Origin of the sequence: Bradyrhizobium sp. AZCC 1721 (assembly GCF_036924715.1) — a bacterium.
Lineage (GTDB): Bacteria > Pseudomonadota > Alphaproteobacteria > Rhizobiales > Xanthobacteraceae > Bradyrhizobium.
The window spans coordinates 5,844,216-5,857,395 of record NZ_JAZHSB010000001.1 but is presented as its reverse complement, the minus strand read 5'-3'; the positions used below and the strand labels follow the sequence as shown (position 1 = coordinate 5,857,395).

Sequence of the window (13,180 nt, the reverse complement as noted above, 5' to 3'; positions counted from 1 at the left end):
TCCAAATTGTCCAAATGCGCGATCGACGTGAATTGTTCACGTCAATCAGCAACGCCTCACGGCCTCAGGTAAAGATAGCCCTGCGATTGCAACTCGGCGATCCGCACCACGCCGCCGCGGTCGGCGGCAATGAAGCCCGGCAGCAAATCTTCCAGTGCGACATTTTGGGCTTTCATGGTGTTGCCACAGGCGGCGAGCTCGATTCCGGCTTTGGAGAATTGACCGACACGCCGTCTATCGTCCTTCATCGCCACTTCAATGCCGCCGCCTTCGCAATCGATGCTGCAGCCGAGACGAATTTCGCCGCCGGTGTTTTCGGCGACAATGTGATTGCAATAGCCGCTGGAATCGAAATTGCCCGCGCGGTGGCGATATTTGAAACCGAGGCGGAAGGAATAATTGATGGTCTTGTCTTCCGGCACGTCTTCGGCCGTCACCAAAAGCTTCATCGCGCTGACCTTCTGCTTCGGATGCCGCGCCAGATGGTTGGCGTCATAACGACGCACAAAGCAGGCATACGTCTTTTGGCTGAGCGGGCTGCCGAACATTTGCCCGTCGAATGCGGCGGTCCTGGCTTTATCGACGCCATCCTGGGCGTGGCAGGCATTGGCTCCGACGAGGGAGGCAACGGTGGCAACGATCCAGAGATATTTCATGGCAGACTCGGATTAAACGCGCGGCATATTACTTTAGTTGCAGGTGGCGCCGGGTGCGTTCAAACGCAGGTTCGCGACTGGCCCTGACGGGATATTTGGCCATTTTGCGTCAGCGCGGCCCGCCCAAAGGCCTGAATGCGTGATAAATACGGCGTTTATCCCCGGTTCAGAGCCCGGGGCTTACAGCGTTTGCCGCCTTCGCCTTGCCGGGCCCCGGTGCAGATTTGAGCCCCGCACCTGCTCACAATCCCTAAAAAACCCCTTACATATTGCTCAGTACTTCCCCGGTGAAAAATGTTGCTGCCCGGCTACAACGCGAGCGAAATGGCACCGTATCTTTACGAGGTAGAGGCCCTTAGCATGAGTATTGCATTGCATTGTGAAGTCGCTCGCGTGTCCAATCGTCATATGTGACGACGGTGATTCGCGAACGGAAGCTGTGACGCTCCGATACTGGGAACCCTAGTGGTGCGTCCGGCATTTACAGGTGACCATGGAGAGACGGATCATGTACAACGATTCTCTGTTCAATGCTTTCGCCCGGTCCTTCGAAGCTCGAAGTCAAGCCGACATGTCGATGGCGGAATATCTCGAGTCGTGTCGAAACGATCCGATGCGATATGCCAATGCGACCGAACGACTACTAGCTGCGATCGGCGAGCCCCAGATGATTGACACGGCCAAGGACCCTCGCCTTGGCCGTATCTTTTTGAATCGCACGATGCGGCTCTATCCGGCGTTCGCGGGCTTCTACGGCATGGAAGACACGATCGAGCGCATCGTCGGGTTCTTCCGCCACGCCGCGCAGGGTCTCGAAGAGCGCAAGCAGATCCTCTATCTGCTGGGCCCCGTCGGCGGCGGAAAGTCGTCGCTCGCCGAGCGCCTCAAATCGTTGATGGAAGTTCACCCCATCTACGTGTTGAAGGCCGGCGACGAACTCAGCCCCGTGTTCGAAAGCCCGCTCAGCCTGTTCGATCCGGATTCGCTCGGGCCGATGCTCGAGGAGAAGTACGGCATTCCGCGCCGTCGCCTCAACGGACTGATGAGTCCGTGGTGCTACAAGCGTCTCGAAGCGTTCGGTGGAGACATCTCACAATTCCGCGTCGCCAAGATCCAGCCGTCGCGGCTGCGGCAGATCGCGATCGCAAAGACCGAGCCTGGCGACGAAAACAACCAGGATATCTCGTCACTGGTCGGCAAGGTCGACATCCGTAAGCTGGAGACCTTCGCCCAGAACGATCCCGACGCCTACAGCTATTCGGGCGGCCTCAACCGCGCCAACCAGGGCATTCTCGAATTCGTCGAGATGTTCAAGGCGCCGATCAAGATGCTGCATCCGCTGCTGACGGCGACGCAGGAGGGCAACTATATCGGGACCGAGAACATCGGTGCGATCCCCTTCAGCGGCGTCATTCTCGCCCACTCCAACGAGGCCGAATGGACAAGCTTCAAAGCCAACAAGAACAATGAGGCGTTCATCGACCGCATCTGCGTCATCAAGGTGCCGTACGTCCTGCGGGTCACCGAAGAACAGAAGATCTACGAGAAGCTGATCCAGAGCTCCGAACTGGCCACAGCACCGTGCGCTCCGGCCACGCTGGAAACCATGGCGCGCTTCTCGGTGATGTCGCGGTTGCGCAAGCACGAAAATTCGACCGTGTTCGCCAAGATGCGGATCTACGATGGTGAAAGCCTCAAGGAGTCGGATCCTAAGGCGCGCAGCGTCCAGGAATACAGGGATGCTGCCGGCGTCGATGAAGGCATGGACGGCGTCTCGACCCGCTTCGCCTTCAAGGTTCTCGCCGCGACCTTCAACCACGACACCAATGAGGTCGGTGCCGACGCGGTCCACCTGATGTACACGCTGGAGCAGGCGATCCGGCGCGAGCAGCTTCCCGACGAAGTCGAGAAGCGTTACCTCGAATTCATCAAGGCCGAACTGGCGCCGCGCTACGCCGAGTTCATCGGGAACGAGATCCAGAAGGCCTATCTCGAATCCTATGCGGATTACGGCCAGAACCTGTTCGATCGCTATGTCGATTATGCCGATGCCTGGATCGAGGATCAGGACTTCAAGGATCCCGACACCGGACAACTGCTCGATCGCGACCTGCTCAATCAGGAGCTGACCAAGATCGAAAAGCCGGCCGGCATTGCCAATCCCAAGGACTTCCGCAACGAGGTCGTCAAGTTCTCGCTGCGGTCGCGCGCCCAGAACAGCGGCAAGAACCCGGCGTGGACCAGCTACGAGAAGATCCGGGAAGTGATAGAGAAGCGGATATTCTCCCAGGTCGAGGATCTGCTGCCCGTGATATCCTTCGGCTCGAAGAAGGACGGCGATACCGAAAAGAAGCATGACGACTTTGTCGCGCGCATGGTCGAGCGCGGCTACACCGAGCGGCAAGTCCGCCGGTTGGTCGAGTGGTATATGCGCGTAAAACAAGCAGGCTGAGGCGGATGAAAACGTGGCTATTCACATCGTCGACCGGCGCCTGAATCCAGGCAGCAAGAGTCTCGAGAATCGCCAGCGCTTTCTGCGCAGGGCCAAGGCGCTGGTCCAGGGAGCTGTGAAGAAATCGTCGCAGAGCCGGGACATCAAGGATGTCCTGGAAGGCGGCGAGGTCAGCGTCCCGATCGACGGCATGGACGAGCCGCGCTTTCGCCGCGAAGGCGGCACGCGCGACATGGTGCTGCCTGGAAACAAGAAGTTCGTCGAAGGCGATATCCTGCCGCGACCAAACCAGAGCGGCGGCAGGGGAAGAGGAGCGGGCGAGGGCGACAGCGAAGATACGTTCCGCTTCGTTCTCAGCCGCGACGAGTTTGTCGACCTGTTCCTGGACGACCTGGAATTGCCTGATCTTGCCAAGCGAAAGCTGGCTGAGGTGGAGAGCGAAGGCATTCGCCGGGCCGGTTACACAACATCCGGATCGCCCGCCAACATCTCGGTGAGCCGAACGGTAAGTCGCGCTCTGGCGCGGCGCGTTGCGCTACGGCGACCGAGGCGGGAGGTGCTGGAGGCGCTCGAAGCGGAGCTTTTGGATTGCAGCGAGGAGCGTCGCGCCGAGCTCATGGCCGAGATCGAGGCCCTGAAGTCAAAGATGCGCCGCATCCCGTTTATCGATCCGATCGACATCCGGTACCGGCGTTTCGAGACGGTACCGAAGCCGGTGGCGCAGGCCGTGATGTTCTGCCTGATGGACGTCTCCGGTTCGATGACCGAGCATATGAAGGATCTCGCCAAGCGCTTCTATATGCTGCTCTACGTCTTCCTGAAGCGGCGCTATCGCCACGTCGAGATCGTTTTCATCCGGCATACCGACCGGGCCGAAGAGGTCGACGAGCAGACGTTCTTTTACGGGCCGGCTTCCGGCGGCACGCTGGTGTCAAGCGCGTTGCAGGCGATGCATGACATAGTGCGGTCGCGGTTCCGGCCGGCGGACTGGAACATCTACGCTGCACAGGCTTCCGACGGCGACAATTCCTACGCGGACGGCGAAGTCGCGAGCCGGCTCCTCACCGATAACATCCTGCCGGTCACCCAGTTTTTTGCCTACCTGGAAGTCGGCCAGGAAAACGGCCTGTCCTACGAAATGCCCAATTCGGCGCTCTGGACCCTTTACGAGGGCTTGCGTGCGAATGGTGCGCCGCTGTCGATGCGCAAGGTCAACGAACGCAGCGAGATATTCCCGGTGTTTCACGATCTCTTCCAGCGCCGTGGCCAGCAGGAAAGGACCGGGTCATGACCGCGACCGACCAGTTGCTGTTTGAGGGGGCCGACTGGGATTTTCGGACGCTGCAGCGGATCTGCGACGCCTGCGAGCAGATTGCGCGGGACGAATTGGGGCTCGACGTCTACCCCAACCAGATCGAGGTCATTACCGCCGAGCAGATGCTGGACGCCTATTCGTCGGTCGGCATGCCCCTGTTCTACAAGCATTGGTCGTTCGGCAAGCACTTTGCCTTCCAGGAGGCATCCTACCGCAAGGGGCTAATGGGTCTGGCCTACGAGATCGTCATCAACTCCTCGCCGTGCATATCCTATCTCATGGAGGAAAACACCGCGACGATGCAGACGCTCGTCATCGCGCATGCCGCCTTCGGCCACAATCACTTCTTCAAGAACAACTATCTGTTCAAGCAATGGACCGATGCCGACGGCATTCTCGACTATCTCGAATTCGCCAAGCGCTATGTGGCGCACTGCGAGGAGCGCCATGGCCGGCTGGCGGTCGAGCACACGCTCGACGCCGCGCACGCCTTGATGTCGCACGGCATCGATCGCTATCCCGGCAAGAAGAGCCTCGACCTACGCGCGGAGGAAAAGCGGGCGGGCCGGCGCCGTGCCCACGAGGAGAGGGAGTTCAACGATCTGTGGCGCACCGTTCCCACCGGCCCGGCCAAGAGCGGCGCGGTACTGGATGTGGAGCGCCGTCGCCAGATGCTCGGTCTGCCGCAGGAAAACCTGCTGTATTTTCTCGAGAAGACGGCGCCTCGGCTGAAGCCTTGGCAGCGCGAAATATTGCGGATCGTGCGGCACATCGCGCAGTATTTCTATCCACAGAGTCAGACCAAGGTGATGAACGAGGGCACGGCGACCTACGTTCATTATCGCATCATAAGCCGGCTGCACGAGCAGGGGCGGCTGACGGACGGCAATTTCCTCGAATTCCTGCAGTCGCACACCAACGTCGTGTTCCAGCCCGAGTTCGACGATCCGCGCTATTCCGGCTTCAATCCCTATGCGCTGGGATTTGCGATGATGCAGGACATCGAGCGCATCGTCACCAATCCGGAAGCCGAGGACCGCGATTGGTTCCCTGATATCGCCGGGACCGGCGACACGATGGGCGTGTTGCGCGACATCTGGGCCAATTATCGCGATGAAAGCTTCATCAGCCAGTACATGAGCCCGCGGCTGATGCGGCGCTTCCGCATGTTCCATCTGCATGACGATCCGGAAGAGCGGGCCGGTATCCTGGTCGATGCCATCCACGACGAGCGCGGCTATCGCCGGCTCCGCCGCGAACTGGCGCGGCAGTACGATGTCGGTTTCATCGACCCGAATATCGAAGTCGTCGATGTCGACCTTGCCGGCGATCGTCGCCTGATGTTGCGCCACACCGTGGTGAAGGGTGCACAGCTCATCGAGGCCGACGCCAAGCGCGTGCTGCAGCACCTTGCCGATCTCTGGACCTACGACGTATCTCTCGTCGAGGCCGATGCATCCGGTACGGTCTTGAAGGAGTACGTTGCAAATCCGCGGAAGATCGCCGCGGTAGCATAGCTACCGCAGGCTGGCGTTGATCTTTTCCAGCGCCGCCGAGCCGGGGCACAGGTCCTTGGCTTCTAGCGTATTGAGCGGTGTCTCGACGGTGTCGAGATGGGTGTGGAGGTCTTCCGCGTCCGGATCGACATAGAGCAGTCCGGTGACGACCTGGCCCTTGGCGGCGTGCTTCTGCAGGAAGGTCATGGCGGCCAGACGGTCGTTGGCGTCGTAGTCGGCGTCGATCTTGCGCAGCGCCAGTCGCGTGCCGTCATGCTGCTCGACCACCTGCACCGTGCCCGGCGCATATTCGACGGTGATCGGGTCGCGTCCGGTGAGCACGTCGAGGCGGTTGACCGCATCATTATGCTCGCGGACATAGTCAAAGCTCTTGGTCGAGCCGGCGTGATTGTTGAAGGCGATGCAGGGGCTGATGACGTCGATGAACGCCGCGCCCTTGTGCCGGATGGCCGCTGCGATCAGCGGCACGAGCTGGCTCTTGTCGCCGGAGAAGCTGCGCGCCACGAAGCTCGCGCCCAATTGCAGCGCGATCGCCACCAGGTCGATGGCGTTGTCGGTGTTAATCACACCCTTTTTCGACTTCGAGCCGCGATCGGCGGTTGCCGAAAATTGTCCCTTGGTCAGGCCGTAGACGCCGTTGTTCTCGACGATGTAGGTCATGTTGACGGCGCGCCGGATCGAATGCGCGAACTGGCCGAAGCCGATCGAGGCGCTATCGCCGTCGCCGGAGACACCGAGATAGATCAGGTCGCGATTGGCGAGGTTGGCGCCGGTAAGGACCGACGGCATCCGGCCGTGCACCGAATTGAAGCCGTGCGAATTGCCGAGGAAATAGTCCGGCGTCTTCGACGAGCAGCCGATGCCGGAAATCTTCGCCACCCGGTGCGGCTCGATCGAGAGTTCATAGCAGGCCTCGATGATCGAGGCGGTGATCGAGTCGTGGCCGCAGCCGGCGCACAGGGTCGAAACTTTCCCCTCGTAATCCCGGTGGGTGTAGCCGAGTTCGTTCTTCGGCAGGCCCGGATGCTGGAATTTCGGTTTTGCAATGTAGGTCATGACACGGCCTTGCGGAGAGGGGTCACTTTCAGATGATCCTGGTGGTCGCCGATCGCATTGGCGATGAAGCGTGCGGTGATCGGCGTGCCGTCATAGTGCAGGATCGGCACCAGCCGCACCGGATCGATGCCGTTCTCGTTGACGATCAACTGCCGCAACTGGGCGTCGCGGTTCTGCTCGACCACATAAACGAAATCATGGTCGGCGATGAAGCTCGCGACGCTGGAGTGGAACGGGAAGGCGCGGATGCGCATGCGGTCGAGCTGATGCCCGCGCGCTTCCAAGATCCCGATCGCCTCGTCCATCGCGGGCGACGTTGAGCCGAAATAGATCACGCCGTATTTGGTCGGCCTGGCGGCGTTGGCCTGCAACGGCCGCGGCACCATGTCCTGCGCAGTCTCGAATTTGCGCACGAGCCGCTGCATGTTGTCGGCGTAAATGGCGCCTTCTTCCGAATAGCGCGCGTAGCGGTCGCGCGAGGTGCCGCGGGTGAAGAACGAACCCTTGGTCGGGTGCGTGCCGGGATAGGTGCGGTAGGGAATCCCGTCGCCGTCGACGTCGAGATAGCGGCCGAAATCGCGCCCCGGTTCATTGAGCATTTCCGCAGTCATCACCTTGCCGCGGTCATACTGCCTGGCGTCGTCCCACTTCAGCGGGCGGCAGAGGCGGTGGTTCATGCCGATGTCGAGGTCGATCATCAGGAAGATCATGGTTTGCAGCCGATCGGCGAGGTCGAATGATTGTGCGGCGAACTCGAACGCTTCGGCCGGATCTTCCGGGAACAGCAGGACGTGCTTGGTATCGCCGTGCGAGGCATAGGCGCAGGCGATGATGTCGCATTGCTGGGTGCGCGTCGGCATGCCCGTCGAGGGGCCGGCGCGCTGGATGTTCATGATCACGGCCGGAATTTCCGCGAAGTAGGACAGGCCGATGAATTCGGTCATCAAGGAAATGCCGGGGCCGGAGGTTGCGGTGAAGGCCCGCGCGCCGTTCCAGGAGGCCCCGATCACGATGCCGATGGATGCGAGCTCATCCTCGCCTTGCACGATCGCGTATTTCGCCTTGCCCGTCTCAGGGTCGTGCCGCAGCTTCTTGCAGTGACTCGTGAAGGCTTCCGCCACCGACGACGAAGGCGTGATCGGATACCAGGCGCAGACGGTGGCGCCGCCATAGACCGCCCCTAGCGCCGCCGCGCTGTTGCCTTCCATGAAGATGCGGTCGCCGACCTTGTCGGACTTCTTCACCTGCAAACCGATCGGGCACTTCAGGTTCTGCAGTGCCCAGTCGCGGCCGAGATGCAGCGCGTGGACATTCGACGACAGGAGTTTTTCCTTGCCCTTGTACTGTTCGCCGATCAGTTGCTCGACCAGCTTGGGATCGAGATCGAGCAGGGCGCAGAGCGCGCCGAGATAGATGATGTTCTTGAAGAGCTGGCGCTGGCGCGGATCGGTATAGGTCGAATTGGTGATCGCAGTCAGCGGCACGCCGATCACGGTGATGTCGGCGCGGAATTTCGACGACGGCATCGGCTTGGTGGAATCGTAGAACAGATAGCCGCCGGGCTCGATCGAGGCGACGTCCTTGTCCCAGGTCTGCGGGTTCATCGCCACCATCAAATCGACGCCGCCGCGGGCGCCGAGATGGCCGGCCTCCGTCACCCGCACCTCGTACCAGGTCGGAAGTCCCTGGATGTTGGAAGGGAAGATATTGCGCGGTGACACCGGCACGCCGTGGCGCAGGATCGAGCGCGCGAACAGTTCGTTGGCGCTGGCTGAACCCGAACCGTTGACGTTGGCGAAACGGACGACGAAGTCGTTTACGCTGCTGATCGGGCTTTGGACTGACATGTTGATCCCGCGTGAGTCATATCGATGAGGTACTTTTGCATGTCCCAGGCACCGGTCGGACAACGCTCGGCGCACAGCCCGCAATGCAGGCAGACGTCTTCATCCTTCACCATGACGCGGCCGGTCTTGAGCCCTTCGGCGACATAGAGCGCTTGGTCGTGATGCGGCGACGGCGCTTTCAGCCGCTGCCGCAGGTCGTCCTCCTCGCCGTTCTCTGTGAACGTGATGCAATCCATCGGGCAGATGTCGACGCAGGCGTCGCATTCGATGCAGGCGGGCGCCGAGAATATCGTCTGCACGTCGCAGTTCAGGCAGCGCTGCGCCTCGCCCAGCGCGAGCTTGACGTCATAGCCGAGCTCGACCTCCGCCTTGATGTCCTTTAGCGCGATCACCTTGTCGCGATGCGGCACCTTGAAGCGCTTGTCGCCGGAGATGTCGTTGTCGTAGCTCCACTCGTGGATGCCCATCTTCTGCGAGAAGACGTTTACCTCGGGCAGCGGACGCTCGTTGATGTCCTCGCCAGAGAGCATCTTGTGGATCGACAGCGCCGCGTCGTGGCCGTGCGCCACCGCCCAGATGATGTTCTTCGGACCGAAGGCGGCATCGCCGCCAAAGAACACTTTCGGATTGGTCGAGACGAAGGTGATGGGATCGACCTGCGGCATGTTCCATTTGTCGAATTCGATGCCGCAGTCGCGCTCGATCCAGGGGAACGCGTTCTCCTGGCCGACGGCGACCAGCACGTCGTCGCAAGGGATGGTCTGGTTAGGCTCGCCCGTGGGCACCAGGTTACGACGGCCCTTGGCGTCGTATTCGGCCTTCACCTTCTGGAAGGTGACGCCGATCAGCTTGCCGCTTACATGCTTGAATTCCACCGGCACCATGTAATTGAGGATCGGAATATCCTCGTGAAGGGCATCTTCCTTCTCCCAGGGGCTTGCCTTCATCTCCTCGAAGCCGGAGCGCACGATCACTTTGACGTCCTCGCCGCCGAGCCGGCGCGCGGTGCGGCAACAATCCATCGCGGTGTTGCCGCCGCCGAGCACGATCACGCGGCGGCCGATCTTCTCGACATGGCCGAACGAGACCGATGCCAGCCATTCGATTCCGATATGGATATTGCCAGCCGCTTCCTTGCGGCCGGGGATGTCGAGCTCGCGGCCGCGCGGCGCGCCGGAGCCGATAAAGATCGCGTCGTAGTTCTCGTTGAGCAGCTTCTTCAGGCTGTCGACGCGGTGGCCGCCCTTGAACTCGACGCCGAGGTCGAGGATGTAGCCCGTTTCCTCGTCGATGACGGTGTCAGGCAGGCGGAACTTTGGAATCTGGCTCCGCATCATGCCGCCCGCCTTGGGGTCGGAATCGAACACGGTGCAGTGATAGCCGAGCGGTGCGAGGTCCCGCGCCACCGCAAGCGACGCAGGCCCGCCGCCGACCAGCGCTATGCGCTTGCCGTTCTTCGCCGATGATGGCTTCGGCATGCGGTGCTTGACGTCGTCCTTGAAGTCGGCGGCAACGCGCTTCAGGCGGCAGATCGCAACCGGGTTTTCCTCGACGCGGCCGCGCCGGCAGGCGGGCTCGCATGGACGATCGCAGGTGCGTCCCAGAATTCCGGGAAACACATTCGATTTCCAGTTGATCATGTAGGCGTCGCTATAACGCCCCTCGGCAATCAAACGGATGTACTCGGGAACCGGGGTGTGTGCGGGGCAGGCCCATTGGCAATCAACCACTTTGTGAAAGTAGTCTGGCGCCGAGATATCAGTCGGTTTCATTCCTACCTTGTCCGCGCAAGCTTAGGAAACGCGGCCTTATTTTTGCCTGCGAACGCTTAACGAGCGTTCTTGTGGTTTTTAAATTGGATCATAGGGTTATCTTATTAGAGCCATTCCAGACGCTGCGCACAAGGCAATTCTGTGCGATCTCCAGCCCTCCAATTGTACGGAGACGTGAATTTAGCGTCGCAGCGCTGATGTGGCACTGCAGCATGTGCAGTGCAGCTTTGATTTAATGCTGAATGAACGGGCAGACGTCAGGTCAGCCGCAGCGCAGCTCCGGCCGTCGCAAGAATGACGACGACAATCCATGGCGGCAGCTTCCAGACCGTCAGCAGCAGGAAGCCGGCCAGCGCGACGCCGAAGTCACGTGGCGTGAGCACGGCGCTGGTCCAGACCGGATTGTAGAGCGCGGCGCCAAGGATGCCGACGACAGCGGCATTGGTGCCGCACATCGCGGCCTGGGCCTTGGGGCGCAGGCGCAGCGCGTCCCAGAACGGCAGCATGCCGTAGACCAGCAGCAGTCCCGGCAGGGATAAGGCGATGAGCGCGATCGAAGCGCCGGCGAGCCCGTTGGGGGCGGGCTCTGCGACGGCGCCGAGATAGGCCGCGAACGTGAACAGCGGTCCGGGCACTGCTTGCGCCATGCCGTAACCGGCGAGGAAATCCTCGTTGCTGACCCAGCCCGGCGTTACGACTTCCGCCTGCAGCAGCGGCAGCACGACATGGCCGCCGCCGAACACCAGGGCGCCGGAACGATAGAAGGCGTCGAACAGGGCAAGCCCTTGCGAGCCGGTTTTTGCTGTCACCAGCGGCGTGACCAGGAACAAGACCGCGAAAAGCACGAGCGCCGCCGCGCCGTGTCGATGCGATACGGAGAATCCGAGATGGCCGGTTGGAGCGGGTCCGCCTCCGCGGCACAGCCAGAGTCCGGCCAAGGCTCCAAGCGCGATGGCGCCGATCTGTCCGAACGACCCACCGACGAAAACCACGATCGCAACGGCGGCAAGCGCGATGGCGGCGCGTTCGCGGTCCGGCGTCAGGCTGCTCGCCATACCCCAGATGGCCTGTGCGACCACAGCAACCGCCACCAGCTTCAGGCCGTGGAGAATGCCTTCGGCAAACGGGCCAGTGAGGATGCTCGCACCGAGCGCGAAAGCGAAGAGAATGATGGCAGATGGCATGGTGAAAGCGAACCACGCAGCTAACCCGCCGAGCAGGCCGTTGCCGCGCAGGACGCCGAGGGCGAAGCCGACCTGGCTGGACGCCGGGCCCGGCAGGAATTGGCAGAGCGCAACGACGTCAGCATAGCTGCTTTCGCTCAGCCATTTTCGCCGCTCGACGAACTCCGCCCTGAAGTAGCCGAGATGCGCGATCGGCCCGCCGAACGATGTGAGGCCCAATTTGAGGAAGGCGGCGAAAATCTCGGCGATACTGTTCGCGGACTTTTGCGCCATGCAATGCAACTCCAGTGTGGGCTGAAAAGTAGATGCATGTGGCATCTTCAGCCGATCGATCGCCCCAGCACCTGCAAGAAGGAGCGCTTCCACGCGACCATCGCACATCTGAGAGATAACATCAGCAGGGTAACTGAAAGCGATATTAGAGACTTCGGCAGAAATTCTCACCTGCCTTATCAAGGCATTCGACCGTTACGAGAAGAAGAATTGAAGCCGCTTGGCGCAAGCACCAATCGTGCGGACCCGCTCCGGACCAGGCAATCCATGCCAGAAAGCAATCTTGGCCACCGGTTTACTCGACGTCGCGTTAACAACGCCTTCACCGGGTTTTTACGGAGCGGCATCGCTAGTTACCGTTTCGGAACGCCGCGATCAAGCCGCCAACCGGGTTCACGTACCTGCGCGCGACCATCGGCAGCGGGGAAAGAGCCTAGCCGATATCGCTCTTCGCCAGATCCCACATCAGCCGGTAGATTCCGCTCGAGATGATCAGCGGCTTCAACGCGATATTGCCGGAAAAGCGCAACATGGCTGCAGGCACCGCGCCGACATCGGTCGCATCGATCAGCACGAACCAGTCGCCGGCGCCGGGATTGGGCGCGGACGGATCATCGGTGATCGGCTTCGACAGCGCCGGGTCGCTCTCGATCAGGTGCAGGGAAATAATACCGTCAAGCTCTGCGGGATCGAGATGTTCGCTCAGCGCGGCGCGCAGTTTCTCCTCGCCATCGCCGGTGGGCCGCAACCTGACGATGCCGAGCGCGGCGCCGCGGCCGGTGCCGCGGCTGATCGTGATGCGCGCCACCGCCCGGATCATGTTCTGGAAGCGGGCGATATTGGCGTTCGACCACGCCGTCTGGTTGGCGAGCGCCGCGCGATAGTCCGGGCTGTCCAGCACCTCGAACGTTTCGGTGGAATAGAGGCTGAGATACTTCGGGTTGCCGTCGTGGGCGACGTAGCGGCGGGCTTCGAGGAAGCCGTTGATGGCGACACGCTCTTCGAGGTGTTCGCGATCGTACCAGCGATTGAACTCGGCTTCGTGCTCGGCATCGATATTCATCGAGGTCAGCAGCATGCCCTTTCCGGCGATCGGCATTTTCTTGTT

The 13,180-nt window shown here is 61.3% G+C and carries 9 protein-coding genes; 3 read left to right on the top strand and 6 right to left on the bottom strand.

Annotated elements, in window-relative coordinates:
* Nucleotides 1–56: 56 nt before the first annotated feature.
* Complete coding sequence (locus V1273_RS28055; protein WP_334411569.1) at nucleotides 57–656, bottom strand: DsrE family protein; 600 nt, start codon at nucleotides 654–656, stop codon at nucleotides 57–59.
* 508 nt (nucleotides 657–1,164) lie between these two features.
* Between V1273_RS28055 and V1273_RS28050 the strand changes: the two genes are divergently transcribed.
* The 3 genes from V1273_RS28050 to V1273_RS28040 are packed head-to-tail and all read left to right on the top strand — an operon-like array spanning nucleotide 1,165 to nucleotide 5,940.
* On the top strand, nucleotides 1,165–3,108 hold the full coding sequence (locus tag V1273_RS28050; protein WP_334364569.1) for a PrkA family serine protein kinase: 1,944 nt from the start codon (nucleotides 1,165–1,167) through the stop codon (nucleotides 3,106–3,108).
* Between the two features lie 19 nt (nucleotides 3,109–3,127).
* Nucleotides 3,128–4,399, top strand: coding sequence for a YeaH/YhbH family protein (locus tag V1273_RS28045; RefSeq protein WP_334369005.1), 1,272 nt, complete (start codon nucleotides 3,128–3,130; stop codon nucleotides 4,397–4,399).
* Complete coding sequence (locus V1273_RS28040; protein ID WP_334364568.1) at nucleotides 4,396–5,940, top strand: SpoVR family protein; 1,545 nt, start codon at nucleotides 4,396–4,398, stop codon at nucleotides 5,938–5,940. The genes V1273_RS28045 and V1273_RS28040 overlap by 4 nt, the downstream gene beginning before the upstream one ends.
* Here the strand turns inward: V1273_RS28040 and V1273_RS28035 are convergent, their stop codons facing one another.
* From V1273_RS28035 to V1273_RS28015, 5 genes are all read right to left on the bottom strand, one after another.
* Nucleotides 5,941–6,996, bottom strand: coding sequence for a 2-oxoacid:ferredoxin oxidoreductase subunit beta (locus tag V1273_RS28035; protein WP_334364567.1), 1,056 nt, complete (start codon nucleotides 6,994–6,996; stop codon nucleotides 5,941–5,943).
* Nucleotides 6,993–8,843: a 2-oxoacid:acceptor oxidoreductase subunit alpha gene (locus V1273_RS28030; RefSeq protein WP_334411568.1), complete on the bottom strand. Its 1,851-nt coding sequence runs from the start codon at nucleotides 8,841–8,843 to the stop codon at nucleotides 6,993–6,995. Before V1273_RS28030 ends, V1273_RS28035 begins: the two co-directional genes overlap by 4 nt.
* Complete coding sequence (locus V1273_RS28025) at nucleotides 8,813–10,615, bottom strand: FAD-dependent oxidoreductase (RefSeq protein WP_334364565.1); 1,803 nt, start codon at nucleotides 10,613–10,615, stop codon at nucleotides 8,813–8,815. Before V1273_RS28025 ends, V1273_RS28030 begins: the two co-directional genes overlap by 31 nt.
* Nucleotides 10,616–10,872: 257 nt before the next feature.
* On the bottom strand, nucleotides 10,873–12,072 hold the full coding sequence (gene chrA, locus V1273_RS28020) for a chromate efflux transporter (protein WP_334411567.1): 1,200 nt from the start codon (nucleotides 12,070–12,072) through the stop codon (nucleotides 10,873–10,875).
* Nucleotides 12,073–12,505: 433 nt separating this feature from the next.
* Entirely contained in the window at nucleotides 12,506–13,171 is a 666-nt protein-coding gene (locus V1273_RS28015) for a hypothetical protein (protein WP_334364563.1), read from the bottom strand.
* Nucleotides 13,172–13,180: the final 9 nt, after the last annotated feature.

Coding starts and splice junctions, on each gene's coding strand:
- V1273_RS28055 (WP_334411569.1), bottom strand. CDS start 656: ATGAAATATCTCTGGATCGTTGCCACCGTTGCCTCCCTCGTCGGAGCC.
- V1273_RS28050 (WP_334364569.1), top strand. CDS start 1,165: ATGTACAACGATTCTCTGTTCAATGCTTTCGCCCGGTCCTTCGAAGCT.
- V1273_RS28040 (WP_334364568.1), top strand. CDS start 4,396: ATGACCGCGACCGACCAGTTGCTGTTTGAGGGGGCCGACTGGGATTTT.
- V1273_RS28035 (WP_334364567.1), bottom strand. CDS start 6,996: ATGACCTACATTGCAAAACCGAAATTCCAGCATCCGGGCCTGCCGAAG.
- V1273_RS28030 (WP_334411568.1), bottom strand. CDS start 8,843: ATGTCAGTCCAAAGCCCGATCAGCAGCGTAAACGACTTCGTCGTCCGT.
- V1273_RS28025 (WP_334364565.1), bottom strand. CDS start 10,615: ATGAAACCGACTGATATCTCGGCGCCAGACTACTTTCACAAAGTGGTT.
- chrA (WP_334411567.1), bottom strand. CDS start 12,072: ATGGCGCAAAAGTCCGCGAACAGTATCGCCGAGATTTTCGCCGCCTTC.
- V1273_RS28015 (WP_334364563.1), bottom strand. CDS start 13,171: ATGCCGATCGCCGGAAAGGGCATGCTGCTGACCTCGATGAATATCGAT.